This window comes from Erysipelatoclostridium sp. DFI.2.3 (assembly GCF_019132535.1).
In the GTDB taxonomy this organism is placed as follows: Bacteria; Bacillota_I; Bacilli_A; order Erysipelotrichales; family Erysipelotrichaceae; genus Clostridium_AQ; species Clostridium_AQ innocuum.
On the sequence record NZ_JAHOOJ010000006.1, the window covers coordinates 91,371 to 115,049 of the forward strand.

Annotated in this window: 25 protein-coding genes; 1 reads left to right on the forward strand and 24 read right to left on the reverse strand. The window is 43.6% G+C overall.

What is annotated here, in order from left to right; translation table 11 throughout:
- Nucleotides 1–185: 185 nt before the first annotated feature.
- On the forward strand, nt 186–1,103 hold the full coding sequence (locus tag KSZ58_RS07910) for a hypothetical protein (protein ID WP_009587362.1): 918 nt from the start codon (nt 186–188) through the stop codon (nt 1,101–1,103).
- A 117-nt stretch (nt 1,104–1,220) separates the two neighbouring features.
- Here KSZ58_RS07910 and KSZ58_RS07915 read toward each other — a convergent pair whose 3' ends face one another.
- The 24 genes from KSZ58_RS07915 to KSZ58_RS08025 form a co-directional block, all read right to left on the reverse strand.
- Nucleotides 1,221–2,108 (reverse strand): PHP domain-containing protein, encoded by an 888-nt coding sequence (locus KSZ58_RS07915; protein ID WP_154410990.1) that lies wholly within the window; start codon nt 2,106–2,108, stop codon nt 1,221–1,223.
- On the reverse strand, nt 2,105–3,100 hold the full coding sequence (locus KSZ58_RS07920) for an ROK family protein (protein ID WP_233105146.1): 996 nt from the start codon (nt 3,098–3,100) through the stop codon (nt 2,105–2,107). The genes KSZ58_RS07915 and KSZ58_RS07920 overlap by 4 nt, the downstream gene beginning before the upstream one ends.
- Before the next feature lie 423 nt (nt 3,101–3,523).
- Entirely contained in the window at nt 3,524–4,276 is a 753-nt protein-coding gene (locus KSZ58_RS22645) for a PD-(D/E)XK nuclease domain-containing protein (protein WP_233104379.1), read from the reverse strand.
- Entirely contained in the window at nt 4,273–4,704 is a 432-nt protein-coding gene (locus KSZ58_RS22650) for an AAA family ATPase (protein ID WP_233108936.1), read from the reverse strand. Before KSZ58_RS22650 ends, KSZ58_RS22645 begins: the two co-directional genes overlap by 4 nt.
- Complete coding sequence (locus KSZ58_RS07930; RefSeq protein WP_257372857.1) at nt 4,656–5,027, reverse strand: AAA family ATPase; 372 nt, start codon at nt 5,025–5,027, stop codon at nt 4,656–4,658. The genes KSZ58_RS22650 and KSZ58_RS07930 overlap by 49 nt, the downstream gene beginning before the upstream one ends.
- Nucleotides 4,985–5,212, reverse strand: a complete 228-nt coding sequence (locus KSZ58_RS07935) for an AAA family ATPase (RefSeq protein ID WP_002607807.1) — start codon at nt 5,210–5,212, stop codon at nt 4,985–4,987. Before KSZ58_RS07935 ends, KSZ58_RS07930 begins: the two co-directional genes overlap by 43 nt.
- A 399-nt stretch (nt 5,213–5,611) precedes the next feature.
- Entirely contained in the window at nt 5,612–6,256 is a 645-nt protein-coding gene (locus tag KSZ58_RS07940) for an RpiB/LacA/LacB family sugar-phosphate isomerase (protein ID WP_002607506.1), read from the reverse strand.
- 8 nt (nt 6,257–6,264) lie between these two features.
- Nucleotides 6,265–7,080, reverse strand: coding sequence for a PTS system mannose/fructose/sorbose family transporter subunit IID (locus tag KSZ58_RS07945; protein ID WP_008726997.1), 816 nt, complete (start codon nt 7,078–7,080; stop codon nt 6,265–6,267).
- A complete protein-coding gene (locus KSZ58_RS07950; RefSeq protein ID WP_008726996.1) occupies nt 7,064–7,828 on the reverse strand; it encodes a PTS sugar transporter subunit IIC in 765 nt (254 codons plus the stop codon). The genes KSZ58_RS07945 and KSZ58_RS07950 overlap by 17 nt, the downstream gene beginning before the upstream one ends.
- Before the next feature lie 20 nt (nt 7,829–7,848).
- A complete protein-coding gene (locus KSZ58_RS07955) occupies nt 7,849–8,313 on the reverse strand; it encodes a PTS sugar transporter subunit IIB (RefSeq protein WP_002607502.1) in 465 nt (154 codons plus the stop codon).
- Between the two features lie 12 nt (nt 8,314–8,325).
- Nucleotides 8,326–8,745 (reverse strand): PTS sugar transporter subunit IIA, encoded by a 420-nt coding sequence (locus KSZ58_RS07960; protein WP_008816994.1) that lies wholly within the window; start codon nt 8,743–8,745, stop codon nt 8,326–8,328.
- The gene (locus KSZ58_RS07965; protein WP_142419870.1) at nt 8,746–11,463 is read right to left on the reverse strand and encodes a PRD domain-containing protein; all 2,718 of its coding nucleotides are present in this window, start codon (nt 11,461–11,463) and stop codon (nt 8,746–8,748) included.
- Between the two features lie 131 nt (nt 11,464–11,594).
- Entirely contained in the window at nt 11,595–12,563 is a 969-nt protein-coding gene (locus tag KSZ58_RS07970; RefSeq protein WP_008816996.1) for a transketolase family protein, read from the reverse strand.
- Complete coding sequence (locus KSZ58_RS07975) at nt 12,560–13,366, reverse strand: transketolase (RefSeq protein WP_008816997.1); 807 nt, start codon at nt 13,364–13,366, stop codon at nt 12,560–12,562. Before KSZ58_RS07975 ends, KSZ58_RS07970 begins: the two co-directional genes overlap by 4 nt.
- Nucleotides 13,363–14,544 carry an iron-containing alcohol dehydrogenase gene (locus KSZ58_RS07980; RefSeq protein ID WP_008816998.1) on the reverse strand — a complete coding sequence of 394 codons (1,182 nt, stop codon included), beginning with the start codon at nt 14,542–14,544 and terminating at the stop codon, nt 13,363–13,365. Before KSZ58_RS07980 ends, KSZ58_RS07975 begins: the two co-directional genes overlap by 4 nt.
- A 9-nt stretch (nt 14,545–14,553) precedes the next feature.
- Complete coding sequence (locus tag KSZ58_RS07985; RefSeq protein WP_008816999.1) at nt 14,554–15,417, reverse strand: ketose-bisphosphate aldolase; 864 nt, start codon at nt 15,415–15,417, stop codon at nt 14,554–14,556.
- Between the two features lie 443 nt (nt 15,418–15,860).
- Nucleotides 15,861–16,010, reverse strand: a complete 150-nt coding sequence (locus tag KSZ58_RS07990; RefSeq protein ID WP_009587351.1) for a hypothetical protein — start codon at nt 16,008–16,010, stop codon at nt 15,861–15,863.
- Between the two features lie 304 nt (nt 16,011–16,314).
- Nucleotides 16,315–16,953 (reverse strand): 3-hexulose-6-phosphate synthase, encoded by a 639-nt coding sequence (gene hxlA / locus KSZ58_RS07995; protein WP_008817000.1) that lies wholly within the window; start codon nt 16,951–16,953, stop codon nt 16,315–16,317.
- A 3-nt stretch (nt 16,954–16,956) separates the two neighbouring features.
- Entirely contained in the window at nt 16,957–17,904 is a 948-nt protein-coding gene (locus KSZ58_RS08000) for a class I mannose-6-phosphate isomerase (protein ID WP_009269740.1), read from the reverse strand.
- On the reverse strand, nt 17,888–18,670 hold the full coding sequence (locus tag KSZ58_RS08005; protein WP_009587378.1) for a DeoR/GlpR family DNA-binding transcription regulator: 783 nt from the start codon (nt 18,668–18,670) through the stop codon (nt 17,888–17,890). Before KSZ58_RS08005 ends, KSZ58_RS08000 begins: the two co-directional genes overlap by 17 nt.
- 205 nt (nt 18,671–18,875) lie before the next feature.
- The gene (locus tag KSZ58_RS08010) at nt 18,876–19,850 is read right to left on the reverse strand and encodes a Gfo/Idh/MocA family protein (RefSeq protein WP_008817003.1); all 975 of its coding nucleotides are present in this window, start codon (nt 19,848–19,850) and stop codon (nt 18,876–18,878) included.
- A 330-nt stretch (nt 19,851–20,180) separates the two neighbouring features.
- Nucleotides 20,181–20,870, reverse strand: a complete 690-nt coding sequence (locus tag KSZ58_RS08015) for a hypothetical protein (protein ID WP_009269741.1) — start codon at nt 20,868–20,870, stop codon at nt 20,181–20,183.
- A 303-nt stretch (nt 20,871–21,173) separates the two neighbouring features.
- Entirely contained in the window at nt 21,174–21,833 is a 660-nt protein-coding gene (locus KSZ58_RS08020) for a Crp/Fnr family transcriptional regulator (protein WP_009269742.1), read from the reverse strand.
- Nucleotides 21,834–21,861: 28 nt separating this feature from the next.
- Nucleotides 21,862–23,673, reverse strand: coding sequence for an aryl-sulfate sulfotransferase (locus KSZ58_RS08025; protein WP_217752651.1), 1,812 nt, complete (start codon nt 23,671–23,673; stop codon nt 21,862–21,864).
- Nucleotides 23,674–23,679 lie beyond the last annotated feature (6 nt).

Below are 23,679 nucleotides of genomic sequence, written 5' to 3' on the forward strand. Positions count from 1 at the left end.
GCCTGTGTTCAGCCTGAGATATGAAAGTGTTCATCCCCTGATCTCAGTTTCTTTCTTATTGGAGAAAGTTGAAAAGCATCTTTCAAAAACAGTTCCTTGCGTAAAGAAGAATCCATGGGTATAGGAAGCATCCTTCCTACATACAATATTCCATGCGATATACGAATGAACATGGGAGGCTGCTTATGAAATCATCACTTGAACAGGAATTCGCACTGCATCTGCCAAAGGGAAACAAGCCCTGGTTTGAGGGCTGGTATGTACGTGTTCAAACCAAAGAAATCAGCTTTGCAATCATCTTCGGATTACAGATCAGCAATGCTAAGAAAAGCGCATTTATTCAGTTTCTTGACACCCATACGAAGAAAAGCCGCTATGTGGAGTATCCATGGAAGGCTGTAACCATACAGCAGCATCCGTTTGTGCTTAACATCAGAGGAAACCGGCTGTCTATGAATTCCGTAACACTGCGCCTGCCGCAGCTGCAGGCGGATCTGCTGCACAGCTCCTTAACACCGCTGCATACTTCCCCGTATGCACCGACCATTATGGGTCCGTTTTCCTACGTGCCTATGGAATGTGTGCATTCCATCATTTCTCTGCGTCACACCGTCAGCGGAACAATCCGACTGAACAATCGCTGCTTTCAGATTCATGGTAGCGGCTATATGGAGAAGGACCGCGGTACCTCGTTTCCCTCCGCTTATGCCTGGTTTCAGTCAAACAACTGTGAGGACACTGCTTCCTGCTTTTTCTTTTCTCTGGCACATATTCCATTTCTCACCGGCTCCTTTCAGGGCTGTATCTGCGTGTTGATGGTTCATGAAAAACAGCTGTGCTTTGCGACCTATCTGGGGTGTCGTGCCACAGAGGACAGGAAAAACCAGCAAATCGTGCTGAAGCAATATCCTCTGGAGCTGCGTATACGCTTGTCTGGTGAAAAGGGGCACACGCTTGCTTCACCGAAACAGGGAGCCATGCAGGGAAGGATACAGGAAACCCTGAGGGGTGAGGCTTTCGTGACACTTCTGAGCAAGGGCAGACATATCAAAAGCTGGCACTTTACACAGGGAGGACTGGAACGTGCAGGTATTGACATCTAATGATATTATGAGAGAATGAACGCCTTGGTTCTGCCTGCATTATACGTAAAAAAGCGGCATTCGTCAGGACATTTCCATGGAAAAAGCTGCGGTTGAGAGCATAACCGCAGCTTTTTCTCATATGCGCAGTGTTTCCAGCTTGCGCACCAGACGTGTATTTTCCTCTTCCTCCATGCTGCACATACCAATGTGAACTACAGGCTTCGTCTTCCCGTGGAAGTCACTTCCGCAGGTCATATACAAGCCGTGGCTCTTTGCCAGATCATAATAAAACTGTGTCTGCTGTTCACTGTGATAGGAGCTGAACACCTCAAACCCGTCAACACCGAGTTGAAGCAGATCCTGTATGCGATCCATCTGTTCTTTGGCATTCATCCCGGGATGTGCCACAATGGCCAATGCATTTTGCTGGTGAAGCAGCTCCACGATGGCACTGACACTTGGATAGAAAATTTCCACATAGGCAGGCTTACCCGGTGCGCATATATCCCAGTAAAAATTCACAAAAGGATTATCGCTGCGTTCTCCCCCTGGATAATACGGCTGCAGAAGCGGGTTTTTCTTTTCCACATCATACTCCATAGCAGCCTCTCCAATCGCCTCACCGGTCGTGATACCGCCGGGGCTTAATTCCTGAATACGCTTTTCATCAAAGGCAATCCCCATGTCCCGTACCAGCTGGCGGCGGCGCTTGCTTGCCTCGCGTTCCTGAGAAGCCACATGCTCCTCAATTTCATCAAATACAGGATTATGAACATCAATTCCATATCCTAAAATATGATAGCCGACATCCTGTGACACGGCATCTATTTCAATTGCAGGTATACAGGTGATTCCATATTCCTGCTGATGGCGAAGTGCAATCCGGCTTCCTCTTACACTGTTATGATCGGCAATGGCCATCATATCCAGACCGGCAGCTTTGCACATTTTCAATAATTCTATGGGTTCATACTGCCCATCGTCGCTATATTTGGAATGCATATGCAGATCCAGTTTTTTCATAATGAAGTACCTCTTTCTTTCCGTATGATCTGATCAAAAAGCTCTCTTGCGGCTATTTCTCTGACGCCCAGTGAGAAATCCTCGTGGATACTGCTACGTAAGATCATCGTTGGAGGCGTCAGCACCTTCCACTCCGTCTTCATGATAGTAATCAGCTTCTTCAGCAGTGCCTCATCCATTGTGTCACAATAAATCAGAAGCGCATGCGGATCATACATACAGGCGATGCTTTGTATAAGCAAATCCATGTTACGCAGCTGCTGCTCATCACTGATATTCTGTTCTCTCCAATCAACGCCCAGTGGCAGCTGATCAAGCTCACCTACCATGTGATTCGCGCCGCGATAAATATCTCCGCGGATATAGAGTGCTGAACCCGGCGGATACTTTTTTGGAAAATACAGACCCGCTGTACATTCCTGACGTATATTCTGCCGCTGACAGTAACCGAATAAAGCCGCATTGATATCATTTTCTATAAGCACAGGCATCTGATAGGTGCTGCGCAGTCTTGCGAACAGCTCCTGTGATTGGAAGATTGCATAATCCATAACCTTCAGCTTTCCCTGATGCTCCGTACCGGGAATACCGAAGACCATAACTGAAATTGTCGGATACTGTTTCATCCACCTCGAAATGGCATGCTCCAGCATATCAATATCCATATCCGCTATCTCATAGGCATCGGATGCTACCATGTTTTGAAATAAGTCCTGAACCTCCAGAAATAACCGCTCTCTTCCCTCTTGAACATACATATACGCTGTTAATGCCATTTTATAACGGCCATTGTACTGATACTGCAGGGCAGGTCGTCCTCCACCGGATGGAAGCATCTGCTTTTGTATTACTTCGCCGGTTTCCAAAAGCTCATGGATTAAAGAATTAACAGTCACAACGCTTAAACCACTCAGCTTTGCCAGCTGTGGCTTTGTCGCACTGTGCTGCTTGAGAAATACGTTTCGTAAAACAGATAGATTCTCCTGTTTCATCTGTATGGGATTCCAAGCCAATAAATCACCGCCTCTTTTTAAAGATTCTTTATTAAGTCACCTATATCGTACAGGAAGCTGCATAAAATGTCAACTGCCTGCTGTGTAAAATATGGAATTTAACCATCATACGATAGCTAGAAATTCACTTTGAATATGAAGATTCATAATTGAAAATACAAAGGCTCTTTGCGTTTGATATAAATTCGTGTCTGACCTTGCAAAAGCATGAGAAAATATGCGAAGTGAAAAGATGAAATCCGCAGACTATGAAACTGCTGAAGCAGGTATCGCCTGTCCTATGGTATCTGTACAATAGTTTAAATCCGCGGCACTCGTTTAGCTCTACAGATAAAAAGAAGTTTCTTTGTGGATTGTGATTATTTCATAAACACAATCGTCTCGAAACTTCTTTTCATTATCTTATTCTCTGCTCATGGAAACACGTTTTCCACAATGTGCCAAGGCGATATAAACACAGTTCTCCAAACCGATACCATATTTTTTCTTTTTCATCTGTTCCATACCCGCTGCAGCTAATGCTTCCAGATTCACATTCTCATCCTTCGTGTATTTCAATTCAAACAGCATAGATGGCAGAGCATTGTTTTTACTGTTGAGCAAAATATCAAAACGTCCTTCGCCGCTTTCCCTGTTACTGACGATTTCATAATCGTTTCGCAGCCACATACACATACCTAAAAGCAGTGAGTGGTATGAATTCTCATTTCTTAAATCATAATAGCTGACAGACTCCAGCAGCATTTTCTGATAATTCTTCAAAAATTCATCCCAGTTCTGTGTTTTTAGTGCCTGAAACATTTTTGCCACCGTGGTTTCATCCACATTCAGAAAAAACACCGTCAGTGATTGAAATCCTCTTGCGACCTCATTATTGGGAATCCGTAAGGAGTACATGTCCTCAAGTACATCCAAAGTCTTATGTACAGTTAAGTATCCCGCATTGACAAATAGTCCCCACAAGCTGGATGTATTTTTCAATTCATAAAAGGAGGTTTCAAAATTCACCAATGTTTCTACTGTACCGGTTTTGATAAGTTTCTCATAATCATCCTTAAAATCCTGTTCACAGCTTTGCATTGCTTCTTTGATCATTGTATTGGAACTGGTATTGATCCAGTAGGGAGCCAATACCTTCTTGCATACATAGTTCACAATTGACCATGGATTAGGCTCTGCCCACTAGCAGTGTAGATGTCGATGCCTCCTATGTTATATCCGTCATACATTTCCTTTACATCAGCTGTATACTCCATCCCGTTATCAACAAGCATCTTCTTAACTTCATTCTCTGTAAATCCAAAATAGCTTGCATAATCAGCATCCTTCACTGTGCATACAAATATATTATTCAAATCACTAAAAACGTTCTCCTTCGCAACACGCTGTATCCCGGTAATCATAGCATATTCCAAATCATCGCTGGATTTCAGTGAGGTATGAAGCAAAGCAGCAAACGCCCCGCGTACATCTTCATAAAAACCTCCCGTATGAGCTTCTATAAAAGGCGTGTCACGCCTTGGGCGGGCAGCGCCTATTCGTCTATAAAAAGCATGACCCGCTTTCCATAGTATTGATGACACCTTGTCATAAGAAAACTGATGGCGCGATCAACGGTCTCCAGATTTCCATCATCCAAATTTGACAGTCCCTTCAAAATAGAATCAAATTGGGGCTTTTCAAAGATGCTCAAATTTTCCAATGTAAAGGAGTATTGATCATATACCTTAAGCAGTTGTTCTTTCACGCATGCAACAATCCGGTTTTTACTATCCTTTGCATCTGCAAATGAAAGAAATATTGTCGGGTAGCTGTTCATATGTTCTGCGTACTTTGTTTTCATAATGTCAGTATCTGCAAAAATTACTTTTGAATTCTTTGTGATATCGAAGAATTCTGCAAGCACGCCATGGGCGGGCAGCGCCTACTCATATTGAGTGTTTTACCGAATCTGCGGGGGCGTGTAACCAACGTGGCTTTTGCCATCCGCTCAAGAAATTCCTGAATCAGAAGACTTTTATCAACTACATAATAATTTTTTTCTTTCAATTCTCTGTAATTCATGATTCCTAACGGAATTCCTTTTTTCATTATATCACTCACTTTCTCTTCCTATTATATCGCATTTCTAAGTTTATAGAAACCAGCGAATGAAGAAATATAGAATTCTGATTTACAATGCAAGATTTATCATGATAGGTTGTTCTTTGTTCCCTATGAGAATCCATGCACGCTGCTTTCATAGCAAGACGAAAAGCAGCCGGTTCCTTATGGTTCTTTCTTGATTGCAGGTAAACTTGAAACAGGGAGACATCCATACGATTATAGTTATCAATAGAAGTTGAAGTCTCCCTTTTGCAAACACCCTAAAGCAAGAAAGAACCTCCCTTATAAATGGCTGCTTTTCCTTCGCATTTTAATTATTATCAGCTACAATTTTCTGTCCTGAATTTACATGGCATTTTATATTATATGTTTTTACATTTAAACCTATGGATGCAACAGGTTTTTTATGAATCGTGTAACAGGTGTATCCTCTGCATTTCTGAAAAACTGCTCCTGAAATTGTGGATAATCCAGAAGCTGCTTCAGCAATTCCTGATCTGTTCGCTGTAATGCTTCCAGCAATGCATACTGGGCAGGCAGCTTTGTTTCATTCATCATACGTGCTCTGCTACGTTTTTCACCTTCTGCATAGCATTGCGGATAGCCACCACCGAATTCCTGTGCAAATAATTTTTCGAACACATACTTCAGATTGATTTCAGCACCCCATCCAAAATACTGGGAGAATGGCAAAGATACCGCATTTCCCGCATTCACCTGGGTAAACAAATACGCATCAAGTGGTGTATTGACATAGCCGCAAACAACATCAGCGAACGCATTACAGGAAATCATAGCTCCTTGCCCTGTTCCGCAGCCCGTCACGACAAAATCTACTGCGTGGCTGTGCAATAGAACCGCTGCAAGAATACCTATCTGCGTAAAATTAATCTGATGACTATCCTGTTCCGTATACATACCGTAATTGAATACCGTATGTCCTTTTTTCTCTGCTTCCTGCTTCAGAATATCAAATATCATGGCATTCTTATCTGCCTGTGAATCTTCATTTATCAATCCTATTTTCATACAACCTCCTAAAACATCGAAATGGCGGCACCAAGGATACCAAACAGGATGATACCAGCCAGAATATAGGTTACCTTAATATCCTTTTTCAGGAAATAGAAGATCAGTCCGGTAAAGCATAGTGGTAGAAGATTAGGCATAACGCCGTTAATGGTGTCCAGAATTTTCACATCGTCGTAAGCTACCGTCAGGGGAACACTGACATTGGTTGCGACCATTCCACCTATAACCATCAATCCCAGAATACCGGCTCCCTTGAAAATCTTATCCATGATGCCGGATTCCTCTACCTTATTCAGAAAGCTGGTTCCCAGCTCATACCCCTTGTACATCAGAAAATAACGAGATGCAAAATTCGGAATATTGAAGATAAGCAGATAGATGATGGGTCCCAAGATATTGCCCTTCAATGCCAGAGAACAGCCCAGACTTGCGGCTATTACACGCAGTGTTCCAAGAAAGATTGAATCACCGATTGCCGAAAGCGGCCCCATGAGTCCTACCTTAACAGCATTGATGGATTCAGTATCAAAGTCCCTATCATTCGCATTCTGTTCTTCCATCGCCGCAGTTATACCAAATAGTACTGTACAGATAAATGGGGTAATATTGTTAAACTCCAAATGACGGGCTAATGCTGCTTTCATTTGTTCCTCATCATCTTTATATAGCTTGCGCAATACCGGCATAAGGGAGAATGCCCATCCCAGATTTAACTGCCTTTCGTAATTAAACGATGAATTATACGCTATCGAACGAACAAACACCTGCTTTAAATCTTTTTTTGTCAGCTTCTTCTCTACAGAATTAGAATTCATTATCATCCATACCTCCCATCTCCACATTGTTTTTCTTACGATCATTCATAATAACCAGCAGAGCAATTAAAATCGCGATGCATGCAATTCCAAGCACAGGAATCTGCAGATAGCTGGCAATCAGAAAGCCGATAAAGAAATATGGAGCCAGCTCCTTACTGATAATCATTTTCACCAGCATGGCAAAGCCAAGGGCAGGCAGCATGCCACTTGCAGCTGACAATCCCTTCATAATGAATGCCGGTATCTGATCAAGCACTGCCTGAACTGCAGGACCTCCGACATAGAAACAAATTCCGACTACAATTGCCATCGGCACACAATATGCCAAAGTTGACCATACATGCATGGCAGCTACCTTGGAGTCATTCCCCTGTAATGCATAGCTGTCTGCACGGTGTACAAAGAATCCTCTTACAAACGTATAAATAACCTGTTTTATCAGCAAGGCGAAGGTTGCAATCGGAAGGGAAAGGGCAACTGCCCCCTCGATACCGGAGCCTGTGGTTATTGCAAATGCCGTACCCAGGATTCCACCGGTGTAAATATCGGGTGGAAATGCTCCACCGATTGTCAATGTCCCCATGTAGACCAATTCCAGACTGGCCCCCACCATTAGTCCCTGCTGTACATCATTCAATGCGATACCAACCAGTACGCCAGTACAAAGCGGACGGTCATATTGTGAATATCCAAGAGCATCTCCCATATAGGCAAGAAAAGCTATCAGTGCTATCAATGCTGCTTGTATCATACTTCATTCCTCTCTTTCATTTAAAGTCGCTTAACGGGATCACTGGGAACCATACGAAGCTCTACATCAATATTCTTATCGACCAGCTCCCGAAGCATCATTTCCTCTTCATCTGTAAAATTGATATTATGATTGGAGGGATGCGGATGTGTATGCTCTCCTGCTTTCAGACCTCCAATGTTGACGATATGGATACGGTCCACCTCACTGGCAAGACGATAGGCATCCGTTACATTATCCACAACAATAAACAGATTGTATTTATCTGCTTTCCCGCTGTTTAATGCCGCGATGGATTCTTCGATGCCTTTTACAATCAGCTTACAGCTGGATGGCTTGGCGAGGCGAAGCGTTGTTCTGCGCAGATCATTAGTTACACAATCATCATTCGCAATCAATATGCAGTTGACCCCGAGATACCCGGTCCAGGAAAAGGCTACCTGTCCATGCAGAAGTCTGTGATCAACACGAAGCATTTTAATCATATGTTCATCCTCCTAAAAATCGTTTTCTTCCTGCAGGTGTAAAGTGTCTCCACTGCAGAATACTATATAATCACTGTTATGCTCTACGATTTTCTGAATCGTATCTGATTTTAATTCGTCCGGATACAGTGCTAATTCCAGCAGCAGACTGAGATTTAATCCGGAAACCAGATAAAACGGATAATCCTCTGTAAAACGCATGAATTCGTTATTCACACTACCTCCCAACAAGTCTGTGATAACCAGAAGCGCCTGCTTTTCATAATCATGATCAGCTACCAGCTGTCGTATGCGTGCGCTGTAGTCAACGCTACGATCAATATAAGCACAAAGCGGTTCTACATGGTCCTGCTCTCCCGCAATCATTTTAAGACTATCCATAATACCTTCTGCAAATCTTCCATGACTTGCGATAATAATTTTTGTTTTCATTTAGAAATCCCCCTCTTGCGTTCCATGCAGTTTGTCTTCTTTGATATAATCATATAAATAGGATATTTCGCTCATAGATAGCTCTACGCCATAATGGCTGCATACCTTTGTGAAGCTTCTTCTTACTATCTCTATGAACTTTCTGTTTTCTTTCTCAAATAGCTGCAAACCCTCGTGATTGGTAATGGGTTCTTTTGTTACCAGACGTTCAATCATACAGCATAGATGAATATACAATCCAGCTAGCGTATTTCCATAGAAGCGGCGGTCCAATTGCAGCTGCATTTGATTGACAGCACCCTCTACAAACTCCAGCAGCTTTTTTGCATCCAGAATAGATAAGGTATCCAATGCATTGCCAAGTGAGAAATTATGGATTAGATTTCTCGTAAATGTATCTATATCTTCAATCGTCAAATATTTATTAAGCAAGGTTCTCAGATAATCCAGCTGATTAGAGGTAATCAAATCCTCCAGTGATATAAACTGCTTCGGACAATCAATGCTGGAACAGATACCGGATACAAATAGAATATTATATTCCTTTGCAATTTCATTCATATAGTCTTCATTTCTGAAATCCAATAGATCGATAGAAAGCATTTCGATATCGATGGCCTTCGGCAATGAATCCGCAAATAATTCCCGCATGCGATTCGCCATTTTGATTCCATTGTCCGATATGAAAATTATCAAATCTTTTTTCTGCTTGTTTTCTACAAGTGTATAGGTACTTGTAGAATGCTCTGCCGCTTTCCTTAATAACGATTCCATATCCGCTCCCTGCAGTATAGATTCTCCGATATCCAGAGCAAGTCTTGTCGATACATTGTTGATGATGCCGATGTTCTTATTGTCTATCATAGTCAGCTGTTCATCAATATGCTCCAGTGATCCCATGTCCACAAGCAAAAGGATATCATTTTTTATTGTATAGCGATCAATATAGCGTTTCAGGCGGTCCGCAATATCCGGCATGGAGGTATCCAGAGGCATATCAAAGGCTTCGAACAGATAGCTGCCCAGCAGAGAATTTATGGCCTCGGCCATGCTGCTGGCTGTGGAATAGCCATGTGCGATAATAATGGACAAATATTTATTCTGATGGGCATGCTCATGATAAAAGCCGAGATGAATCATGAGAATTACTTTTTCCATATCATCAAACCCTAATTCCAGATTTGCAAGCAGGGCATAGCTCAGCTTCTCACAGATCAGATACCCCTGGGGATACTGCTTTTCCAACAGGCTCAGACATTTGCTGATTTCATAGGCATGCTCCTGTTTCCATTCCTCAAGTATCCTGTTATGGGACTGCCTGCCATAAATACAAGCCGCAAACAGCGGGCTGCAGTGATATGGAATTGAAACGTTGTATGTTGTAAGAACGCGGTTCAAAATATTACGAATCGTATGCTCTAACGCAAGGATCTGCTGATTTGTATATTTCTCGTTATATGCTATTGCACTGCAATATTGAGTCAATACACCATTCAGCTCCTTTACATACGAAATCATAGAAGTCGATTCATCCTTTGGGACACGATTTAATATAGTTTCAAACAGCTCCAGCAGCTTTCTTGATTCTTCATTTCGTTTAAAGGAGGAAATATCCACATACTCCACCTGTTCCTCCATATAATCCTGTTCACCCAAATCCATTAAAATGGAATCCGGAAGCTGATACATACGAATATACAGCTGATCAGTCGTTTCCTCCTCACTGTTTGCACGTGCACATACATCTTCTACCGTACGTTTTAATTCATCAATATTGCGTTTATAGGTTCTAGTCAGTAGTATATGAATGAGGTTTTTACTAACAAGCAAATATCTCCCCAGCTTCCATGACTGTTGCTTAAAGAAATGTATAATCAGCTCTTCCTTATCATCCTGATAGCGCTCATCCAAATTTGGCATCCGGCAAATGATTGGAAAGCATTGAATCAGGTCATAATCCAGATATTTCTGATAATCCTCATCCAGTGAAAGTATGATTCTTGTACGAAGCGTGATTCGTATTCCTCCACGAATAAAGCCTCCATCCTCCAAAATACGCATGAGGAGCTGCTGATCATGCTTGCTCAGATTCTGTGCCTGTGTAAGATAGAGAATACCACCTTCGCATTGCTCCAGTAACCCTTTTTTGACTTCTGTTCCCAACAGCTGTTCGGCCAACTGCATATCCTGTTCAAGGACCTTATATTTCTGCAGCAGAGCCTGTTCGGGAATAATACCTGCATCCTGTCCATACTCAAACATTTTTTGACACATAAGCGACTTCCCACTGCCTTTTTCTCCATAAAGAATCACAGGAAGACCATTTGGAGGATACTTTAATGCGGATTTCAATTGATCAATCACAGTATGAAGAGAAGTGTCATACCCGATCATTTTCATAAAATTGCGCTTAATACATGTTTTTTTAGACAACGTATCCAGAAAATCCTCAACGCTGTAAAACATACTCTCTTTAAACTGTACCTGAAATTGTTCCTCAATGTTTTTTCTGGAAAGGAAATACACAGGTCGTGTAGCGATTTTTATAAGAAGACCTTCCTTTACGAAGCCATTAAGATACTGGCTTGCCAGAGATCGGCTGATATGGAGTTCACTGCTCAGAATATGAGCAGAAAATTCCTCGATATTTCTTAAGTCCGGTTCCACCTTCTTTGAAAGAAGATGATCCAGAATTTCATTTTTTGTGCTGATTGTCATTTGCATTACTCCCTTCAATATCTGATACTGTTATCTAGATTATAAAAGAGATAAAAGCAGTGCACAACATTGTTGAAAATTTAAACACTAAAGTCTGATCTTTTCTTTGTACGAACACTTTTTTTCACTTCTCAGCTGCCATATTTTTCCAAACCATCCAGAGCCTTGTTTACGATATCCGCACTGGTAAGGTGGAATTTCTCCTTCAGATATTCTTTTGTTCCTACTTCACCGAATTGGTCATCAACAGAAATATGACGAAGCAGCGCAGATGTTTTCTGCTGTGCCATAATATCTGCTAACAGCTCCCCAATACCTCCATATCGGCTATGGTTCTCGATTGTGACAATAACCTTATGCGTCTGTATCACATTTTGAAGAACTGTCTCATCTACCGGCTTTATGAAGAACAGATCAATCACACTTGTTGATATCCCCTGTTCCTCCAACTGCTTTGCACTTTCTAATGCATCATAGACACCGGCACCGATAGCGATGAGTGCAACATCTGTACCTGTTTTTAAGATATTAGCCTTTCCGAATGTAAAGGCAGAGTCCTTTGTATATATGGACGGCACCGGTTTTCTTGTACAGCGGTTATAAATAATCCCGCCATGCTGCTCATACCATTTCAGAACCCAGGAGAATGCAACACTGTCTGCCGGTGCTACAACATGAACTGACGGAATTGCACGCATAATAGCAATATCCTCAAAGGTGGTATGTGTTGCCCCATTGTACAACGACCAGTAACCTGGATCCGATGCATAAATATGAAGATCCTGCTTGGCAAATGCGGCAGAGATACATACCTGATCCGCAACTCGTCTGGATACAAAGGGTGCAAAGGAATGGACATAGGGGCGTATACCGATGCGTGACATCGCCGCAGCAGCCGCTACCATATTTGCTTCACAGATGCCAAAATTAACGGTATGCTCTGGATACTTATCATACAAATATCCGGCGCCTGATGACCCTGCCAAATCCGCATCACAAACCATAACCGGCCTGCCTTCCAAAATCATCTTTTCCAATGTTTGACCATATGCTTTTCTTACTTCACTGATTTCATTGTTCTGTGCCAGCTTCCAGCTCATGTGTTCAGCTCCTTTCCTGTAAGGTTGATATAATCCTGAAGCGCCTGCTTGTCTGCTTCATTAAATGTCACATGGTGTGGATTCTCCTGCTGTTCAAAATAAGGAATCCCGGCACCCTTGACTGTGTTTAATAAGAGCGCGCTTGCCTGCTCCTTTCTTTTTATGCATTCGGAGAGCTTTCCATTGACAGCCTCCACTGCGTTTCCATCTACTTCACACACATGGAAACCGATACTTTGAAGCAGTGCAGGAAAATCAAAGTCACAGCTGACCTTTCGCAATAAGCCGTCTACCTGCTTCTTATTACAGTCAACCATAACAATACAGTTGTTTAATCGTTTATTAGCGATGAACTGTAACGCTTCAAACACCTCGCCCTCATTGCATTCGCCATCCCCTACCATACAAAACACATTTCCTTCTCTCTTCATCGTCTTCAATGCATAAGCAATTCCTGCTGCCTGAGAAATCCCCTGTCCAAGGGAGCCGGTCGTTACCTGAACACCGGGTGTTTTCATGCGATCCGGATGAGAAGGAAGCAAAGTGCCGTTTTCATTCAAGGTGTGAATATGCTTTTGATCCAGTCTGCCTGTCAGCATCAGTACCGCATAATAAGCAGGTCCCGCATGCCCCTTGGATAAAACAAACCAGTCCTCTTCCTTCATGTAATTTCCAAACAGAACTGCCAATGCATCACTCATGGAAAGAGCACCGCCGATATGACCATCACCGCGATAAAGAACCATATCGCAGGTTACCCTTCGTATTTTGCTCGCAAAAGCTTTCAACTCACACGTATTCATTCAACCTTTCCCGCCTTTCTGTAAATCGCTTTAATGTCCTGTAATGACAGCCTCTTCAGTTGTCCGATACTGTCAGAGCGAAGGAGACAGTTTTGTGCCATGGTCTGTATGATTGCTTCATCAATACACACGTTCAAATCTGTGATACAAACTGGCATGCCCACTCTTTTGAAGAAGGATACAAGCGCCTGGATACCGAGCGTTCCACAGCGATCATCATTTACTTCCTCTATACCCATGACTTGACGGGCAAAGGAAGCAAATCGTTTCGGATGATATGGCCGGACATAGGCAGCCCAGCTTCCCCATAAGGCACACAAGCCTGCTCCATGGACAACATTAAATAATCCGCTGAGCTCATGCTCCATACGATGACAGGCCCAATCTTCTTTTCTGCCTGTCCCCAACAAACCGTTATGGCATAAAGAGCCCGCCCACATCAGATTGGCTCTTGCCTCATAATCCTGCGGATTTTTTATACTTTTTTCGATACTGGATATTACTACTCGCATAAGACCTTCACACATACTGTCAATCAGTTCTGTGTTATCAGTAGGAGAGAAATAACGCTCCATCGCATGCATGAGGATGTCACAAGCTCCGCTTACCATTTGATAATATGGAAGTGTGAATGTCAGTATTGGATCCAAAATGGCAAATACGGGATAGAGTTGTTCATCATCACAGGCTCTTTTCAAATTCCCTTCATCAATGGTAATCACCATAGAACAACTTGACTCACTACCTGAACCGGCGATTGTCGATATTACGCCAACATCAAGCGCCTGTTTTATTTTTTGATCTTCTAAGAGGATATCCTGAAGTCTTACGGATGGTACTGCCAAGCATACCGCTACTGCCTTTGCTGTATCTATAACAGACCCGCCCCCAAGTGCCAGAATCACATCCACAATATCACCCTTTACGTTTCTGACAATTTGCTCGACCTCTGACAGCTTTGGATTGGGACGTATCCCCCCCTGTACAAAATAGGAAATGGAGCAGGACTCTAATTGCGTTGTTATTTGCTCTAAAGTACCGTTTTCCTTCCAGTGGGATCCCCCGTACAATACCAACGCAGAACGATATCCGCGCTTTAGCAGTTGATCTTTCAGTGCATGCAGACGGTTCCTGCCAAAGATGATTTCTGTTGGATTTTTGTAAATAAAATTTTCCATGGCATACCTCTAGCGATATTTATCGGCTTGTCCGATACACCCGAACAGCTGCATTTTATGAGTAATGACCCTTTTCGCCTCCCGTTTGCCAGATACAAATACATCAGGTGTCCAAAAAGCATCTGTTTCTATAAGCATCTCCTTTGTACCCTGAAAAAATGCTTTGCGAACATCACTTGCAATATTGACCTTGCAGATTCCATGACGACATGCTTCTGCAATTTCCTCATCGCGGTTTGCAGAGCCTCCATGTAAAACAAGAGGACATGTATTCACTTTTTCAATTGCTTTAAGAATATCCAGACGAAGCCTCGGCACAAATCCTTTTGGATAAATTCCGTGTGCTGTACCTATCGCTACAGCAAGCGTATCAGCATTCGTTCTGGTCAAAAAGTCAGTAACCTCCTCCGGTTTGGTATACGTTACCTGCTCTACGCCTCCCTCAACGCTGTCTGATAACGCGCCAATCGTTCCGATTTCCCCTTCTACTGACACATCGACACCATGCGCAAGCTCAACAACTGTCTTTGTGAGTTTTACATTGTCCTCATATGCTAATAATGAGCCGTCAATCATTACAGAGGTAAAGCCGCAGCGTATCGCACGTATACAATCCTGTATGGTCTTTCCATGGTCCAGATGCAGGACACAGGGAACACTGCTGTTTTGCATCCGTTTTACAGCATAGGCGAAGAAATCCGATCCAACATATGAAAATTCAGGTGGTGCAAGCTCAACAATTACCGGTGCATGTTGCTCTTCTGCACATTCCATAACAGTTGAAAACAGAAGACTGTCGCATACATTAAATGCTCCTACTGCAAAATGATGCTTTCTCGCTGTTTGCAGCAAGCTCTCCATATTCATCAGCATTTTTCATCTCTCCTTTCTGATGACCCCATCATAACGAGGATAGAAAGCACCGTCAGAATTGTTGAAGATTTTCTTTATATTTCAATACATTTCAACCTTAATCCACTGCTTTATCACTTCTTTCTGAACTTTTCAACATATCTGAAATTCATTTGTACCAGGATAAGCGAGTGGTGAGCATAGTGAAAAAGTTATTTAAACACAATAAAAAAATATATACTGTCCTGATTTTCTGTTATTTTTCATCTCTGCCTTTGCCGCTGATTCAAAAAAATACTGTTTCTTCTATAAAAGAAGGTATAACCTGTCATAATTTGAACCATTTCCGTAATAACATAAAAAGCACTTTTTCCATGATAAAAAGACACTGCGTTTTCTCTCGCAATGCCCTTATATCACTATTCTAAATTAGCATGCCACATCATTAAATCACTACTGCTCTGTCAGCTTTCCTGCATCATCATAACCACCATGGCATCACAGCAGATCCAGGCAAGCTTTTCATACATGGAGCCGCTCATCTGTATGGGACGCCCCTGAATTTCTGTCTTTTCCTTGGTGACTACCAATATTATGAATTTGATATCTGTCATCGATGACAGCGCACCAGCTTTATTCGTTGTCAGCAGTGCGATGTCCGCATGCAGTGACCTTGCTTTTTCTGCAATGACAACCGGATCGGATGTATTTTACCGAGCCGGACAGAAAACCAGCAGATCATACGTTCGTACTACCCCATAAGTATCTATCGCATGGAAAGACCTCTTGCAATAAAGCCGCTCCTGCCTGCCCGGCGACATACCCCCGTTTCGCATTTAATGCACCATTATCTCCAGTTCTTTCTTTACTATTTCTACTGCTCGCTGCGTCAGCTCCGGCATGATGAAAGCTAGAACATCACTGCTCACCGCCATGCACCGCTTCATAGATTTTTCTTGCTTCAGCTACAGGATCCAGTGCATGCGTGATTCCAGAACCTACAATAACGATATCCGGACGCAGCGCTGTGTAATCAGAAATTGTTTTTCCATTGATTCCACCCGCAACCGATACACCGGCAGCCTTCACGCACTCCTTCATCAGCTTCAAATCCTCAAGCGGCTCTCTTCCAGCCGCCTGCTGATCTGCACCGACATGAACCGCAATGATATGCGCCTGAATTTCCTCCATCTGCGCAATCTTTTTAGGCATATCCTCTACACAGATCATATCCACAACGACCTGCTTACCATAGCGGTTTGCCGCATCAATACAGCCCTTAACCGTCAATATATCGGTAACTCCCAGCACCGTTACATAATCAGCACCTGCTTTCAGCGCTTCTTCCGCCTCATAATCTCCCGCATCCATGATTTTCAGATCCGCTAGAATTTCCTTTTCCGGGAACTCCTTTTTCATCACCCGTACTGCTTCCATACCATATTCAATAACAAACGGTGTGCCAATTTCAATAATATCAATATAATCACGTACTGTGCGTACAAGTGATAACGCATCCTCCAACGTGATATCGTCCAATGCCAGCTGTAATTTCATAAACTAATCCTCCTCATTTCTGTAGGATGCCAGGAAGACATCCATGTTTCCTTTAAATTTCAGCATTCCCATTCCTTCCGGAACGAGCAGGGTTTCCCCTTTTTTGATAGGTACATCCTGTATCGTTCCTTCACCATCCACACATGTATAAAAGGCAAAGCGAGGATGCGAGAATGTTCCCATTTTCTCAACCTGAAGACGCATAAGTGTATACAATCCAGGTTCATCCCAGTACCTTGTCACATGAATGCCGCGCTCCAGGGAAGACGGATACATAACAAATTCGGTGGAGGTATCCGGCATATTTACATTTTCATATACCTGCTCCGGCTGAATATCACGTTTTTTTCCGGTAGATGGATCAATGCGGTCATAATCATACAGACGCAGTGTACAATCAGCATTTCTTGAAATATTATAGGTCAATACACCGGTTCCAATGGCATGCAGTGTTCCTGCAGGAATATCGATGAATGCATCCTTAACCGCCTTCAGATATTTCAACAGGCCCTCCCAATCCTGCTGCTCTGTTTTCTCCTTGAATTCCGCTATTGTCTTTGCCTTGTGTCCAAACTGGATTCTGCCTTCCTCGGTAGTATCCAGAATGACCCATGCCTCCGGTTTTCCGCGGCCTCCGTTATATGCTCTGGCAAATGCATCATCCGGATGGAGCTGTACGGATAAATCAGCCATGGGATCCAGAATATTGACACGTACCGGCAGCTCCTCTGTATCACAGTTAAACCACTCCGGATACTGTTTGTATAATGCAGACAGTGTCATGTCCATTCCCGATACCTCACAATCCGCATGACCCTGTAATGCGACCACATTATAGACCTCCCCCAGCGGCTTTACATCCGTATGATAGTTGAATTCATTTTCCAGACGCTCTCCGCCTCCCCACATACGCGGTTCATAAAACGGTAGAATTTTAACGATTTTCTTCATATTCATCCTCCTGTGCCATCCAGATCGGCACGTTTTTTTCGTAATGCTCATAGGCTTTCGCGGATAGAGAACCATCCGTGATGATACCGTCAATTTCCTCCCATAAACACATGGTATGAAATCCGGACTCCCGAAATTTATCACTGTCTGCCAGTACATAGATTCGCTCACTCTGGCGAACCATGGCTTTTTTCGCCTCCAGCTCCTGATAGGAATGTGTTGTAGGCCCTTTTCTATCCAGAATACCGCTCGTCCCCAAAAAGCAGATATCCGCATGGACCGACTCAATCGCCTGCACGCACCAGCTTCCGGTCAGTGAACGGTTTTTCTCCCGTTTTTTTCCACCGGTGAGAAATACATTATGACGCTCTGCATCCAGACACTCCCATGCGAGGAGTGAGTTAGTCACAATATCAAGCGGGCGATAATCATTCAATAGCTTTGCCAGCTCATGCACCGTCGTACCGGCATCCAGAAAAACAACTTTGGCATCCTCCAGAAAGCCAAGTGCACAGCGGGCGATTTCCTTTTTTCGGGAGCCATGCCCCATTCGTACAGGCAGCGCCTGCTCAATATCCTGCCGGGATAATGATGCTCCGCCATACTCCCTGTGTGCAATGCCGGCAGCTTCCAGGAAGGTTAGATCCTTGCGAATCGTTTCCATGCTTACCTGATACTGCTTAGCGAGCATCTGCGCTTTCACATAGCCATGCTCCTGCAGCATTCTGATGATTTCATTCCGGCGTTCAAAGGTTGGTATCTTCACGTTTTTTCTCCTTCCTGATGACAGTATACGAAATTTTCGCCATCACCACAAATTGCGATTAGTTGCGATTTTCTTTTATTGTATCACAAATATTGCGATTGCCTGCGTTTTAAAAATTATTTATTTCTAGAAAAGCCATATAAAAAGTATGCGTTTGCTATACTCCTACGCATACTTTTATCCATTCACCAGTTTGATTATATAACTACAATCCTGCCTTTTCTCTTGCCCGGGTGATGATCTCCATCACAATCAGACTCTCCTGCTGTCCTTCCTCTACCCGTTTCCAGTCCTTTTCACGCACAATGCGTTCAAATTCGATGAATTCAAACTTCATGCGATGGACATCCGGATGCGAGTTGAAGCGTCCTTCTTCCTTCGTATCACGGTATGTATATGCCACCGCAGAGCATACAGAGGCAGAGCCCTCCACCTCCAGATATCCGTTTTCACCTTCAATAACAGCCTGAGAAGGTCCCGCGCAATCCTTTGCCGCAATGCATACGGATTTAAAGCTGCCATAATCCAGAATCAGAATACCGGATGTATCCACACGTTTTTCTATATTAGCGAAATACTGGACATCCTTCGGCATCCCGAACAGACCTGCGTTGAAATGCACATTGTACACATTCAGATCCATCAGTGCACCTCCGGCCATATCCGCATTAAACGCAGGTAGAACCTCTCCACGCTTGAATGCATCATAACGGGAAGAATACTGTGAATAGTTACAGGATACCACATGAATGCTTCCAACTCTGCTCAGTTGTTTCTTCAGCTCCAGATAATTCGGATAATACTGATTCGTAATTGCCTCCAGCAGCATGACATTGTGCTGCTTTGCAAGGGCAATCAGCTCCTTCAATTCATCCACATGTACCGTGAACGGCTTTTCGCAGATGACATGCTTGCCGGCTAAAATCGCTTTTTTGCTGAATTCATAATGCAGATGGTTATTAATTGCCACATATACGGTATCAATTTCATCCAGCTTCAGCATTTCCTCATAATCGGTGTATGTATGGGCGATCCCATGCTCCTCACTTAATTTCTTCAGCTTTTCCTCAGAGCGCTTGGTAGCACAAATTCCAAGCAGTTCGATTCCTTCGATGTCATGTACAAATTCCAGCAGACCCTGTACGACGATCATGCCTGCTCCTGCAATTCCTAATTTCATACCAGTTCCCTCTTCTTTCTTACCCATAATGTAGCATATCTTCCCGTTTATGTGAATATCTGTTTTAAATTTTTAGTGAGTTTCAAAACAAAAATGATGCATACAGCTTACTTCTATTCATGATGCTGTGTAGAGCTATCACGCGTATTCTTATGGCGGAATTTATGATACAAGATTCTGTGCATTGCATACATATGACGCGAACAGAAATCCGCAGGCTGGATAGCGGATTATATATTTTATCATACCACCTGTTTCACAAGGTATAAGCTTCGCCTCACTGACTTCAGCAAGTGCAATCATCGTTATAATTACTACATCATTTTCCTACTAAGCTATTTTCTTTTTTTCAATCTTATCCCATTCTCTGTTTTCACACCAGTATACCGTATTCGCTGCCGGATCAAACACCATGGATACCACCGTAGGACAGATGGTCTGTGCAGTCTGTTTTAAAACCTCAAAGCAGTCTGAAACATCAAAATCCTCACTTCTATTCTCCAGAAGCTCGACAGCCTTATGATATCTGTCCAGTCCCATCCAGGGGTGCCTTTCCGTGCTTCCTTTGAATGGTGAGAAATTTGTAAGAACGGAGTATTTCGGTTTTGATGCATACCGTATTCCCTGCCCCGGAATGATTTGTAAAACATTACCGGAGCGATCGGATAGCTGTGATTGAAAGGTGACACCCGGAACACTCGATACCGCTTCATGCTCAGCGATTGCTTTAATTTCATCCAGTGTTTTCTTTCTAAGCAGTAAGTCGATATCCAGATTGATAATATTGAGACTGTCCGCATTCGCAGGATTACTTCTTTCATCGAATGGCCAGCATGTCGGCATCGCTACAAAATCTCCTCTGGAATTAGCACCGAATAAGGGCAGCCAGCCTTCTTTATCGTCCTGTATGGCAATATACACTTTATCTTCCTCTGCCTTCACCCGATATTCCATATTCAAAATATCAAGATTAAAGCCGATGATTGTTTTATTGCCGTTTGAAATTATACTTGTACACATCGTATGTATCCTCCTGTTGTTTTCTCTATATTTTGATTCAGGATGGATGCTTTTGCATACACTGAATCTGTCGGTATCAATGACATATCCGTATCATAGCACATAATATTGTATTTGCGGGGAAAAGTTCATAAATTGTGGACCGTTATCCTTTAGAATTCACATGATGCAGGTGCTTATTATTTCTTATATAGAAGTTCTGTGTAGGGCAGTCCTTATGCAACTTTTAAATTTCAGGATAATAAAAAACAGGTCTCCTATGCTCTTCGATCGAACATAGGCTGAACCTGTCTCTCATTGATTTTACAAAATATCTTCCAGTTTCTTCTGATCGAGAAGAATCAAAGCATGCCCCTCGATGCGGAAGATTCCTTCCTTTTCCATACGCTTCAGCTCCTGATTCAAAGAGGAACGACTCACATGCAGGGTATTCGCCCAGATGGTCTGTGAACGCGGAAGCGGTATCCGTTCATGCTCTGACAAATGATTCATACTCAGCAGCCAGTATGCCACGCGCTGCTGAATCGTCTGATACATCAGGCAGCTCAGCAGCATCTGATTGCGCAAGCCCCGTTTTGACAGATACAGCATAAACGCCGTCATCATTTCCGTATCCTCCTTCAGCATTTCCTCCAGATCGGATACATGCATCCAGGCAACGGTTGTCCGTCTTACTGCGACCAGCGTATACGTATACTGCCGCTTTCCTGTAAAATACAGCAGCTCAGGAAACACATCATTATCCTCAAAATAGGCACTGCACAGCACACTTCCCTGACTGGTATACTGCTCCGCCTTTAAAACGCCATCCACAACCATTCCGAAATGATCAATCGTGTCATTGATGGAATGCAGAATCTGCGAGCTTTTATAGGTTTCATACTGCAGCCTTTTCCCATAAATCTCATGGTGCATGCAGCGGTGGGCAAATATCGGCATAAGACCATAGGGTTCCTTGCGCATGGAAATCCTCCTTTATCCGTTTACAGAATCAGGCGAACACCGCATCCAGAAAGTCGCAGACATCATCGTAATCATGCTCTCCATGAAAGCGCCGCACCTCTTCACCGTTGCGATACACCGCCACAACAGGGATTCCCTGTACATGGCAGGCGGCAACGATATCCTTGTTGGCATCAACGTCCACATAGCGAATCAGGAAGCTGTTCGCAAACTCCTCCTGCAGGGCTTCTTCCAAAACCGGATGCAGTGCCTTACAGTGTACACAGCGCTCTGCACCAAACAGTACAAGCACCGGCTTCTCCTGCTGCTTCCATACCTTATCCTTCCACTCCGCCATGCCGCTGACCGGTTCAAACACCTCAGTATCTACGGAGAAAACCTTTTCGCGCCGGCTCAAATCTTCCTCATCATCGGTTGCCACACACAGTGCCACATCCTGATAATACGGCAGGGTTCCTTCCACATCAATCACCGTCTTTGCGCCAAGTGCTCCGGCATTCGGCATACGGAAGGTGGTATTGTCAATACGTGGAATTGCAATTTCTGTCGGTGTCGGCTCCTGTGGAACATAGCTGTACGGATAGCGGTAGCCGCGATAAATCATATTGTTCTTCGGACCTGTTTCATTATGCGTATAATATGGCGAAATCCACTCCCATACAATTTCATGATCTGCGGTTACCTCTATTATACGACCATCGCTTCCTTCTGTCACGAGCGTATTTCCATTCGGAAGACGCTGGGCACTGGAAACATAGGGACTATAGAATTTGCTGGCATCGGTTGGTATGGCATGCGCAAGCTCCTTCGGTGTCAGCTTCCACACACCCTCCAGTGTAATCGGGTTAAACTCCAGCACACGGCTGTAATCCCGCAGCGCATTCTTGGAGCCGTTGCGGCTGCCCGGATTCGGAACGCCATAGCCTCCCCAGCCTCCGTTGTCAAACACCATCAGGTTTCCTTCTCCCGGAAGACCCTTCGGTATCATATGGAAATGATGCTGTCCGATGATCCATCCAAGCTTCCTCAATTCCGGAGTTGCATTGAAATCCGGACCGATTTTCCACACGATCTTCCCGCTTTCCTTATCCAGAATGGCAAGGATATTCGCCTCACGGCAGTCAAAGATGACATTGTCCGGCTTAAAGCGCATATCCCCATGTTCATACCATTTATTCGGGCCAAGATAGCTCATGCAGTTCACATGCAGATAATCGCCGACACCACCGTCACTGGAACGCATATTCGGATCGCGTGCCAGAATATTTTTTGCGGCCTCATCGAAGCCCAGCTCATCAAAATGATCCGAAATAGACCATTTCCATAAAATGTTTCCTTCCCAATCCACCTCAATCATGGCATCATCCAGCAGCTTCTTATCGGAGATTGCCGGATTTTTAATGGTTTGATGAACCAGAATCAGGGTATTCCCCTCCAATGGCTTTGCGTCCATTCCCGGCACATAATATCCAACCGGATTGCCTTCCCTTTGATAATCGTGGTGCTGCCGTGCCATCCAGCGGTGATCTCTTCCGGGATCGTTGATATGTTCAAATTTGTCAAATTCCCAGACGATATTCCCATCGTAATCGATTTCAATCAGATTCACACCATCCTGCATTCCGTAATCCGGATGGCGGTATCCGCTCAGCCCCATCACATAGCCGCCAGGCAAAAGCTTAGGCGGCATGGCGTGCATATTCCATCTGCGCACCTCATTGCCATTCATATCAAACAACAATACACCGTCATTGATCAAGGGTACGATCGTGTACCCGTTCCAGCATTTCTGCGGATCATATACGGTTACTCCGTGTGGAAAAACGTAAGGCTGTCCCATATTGCA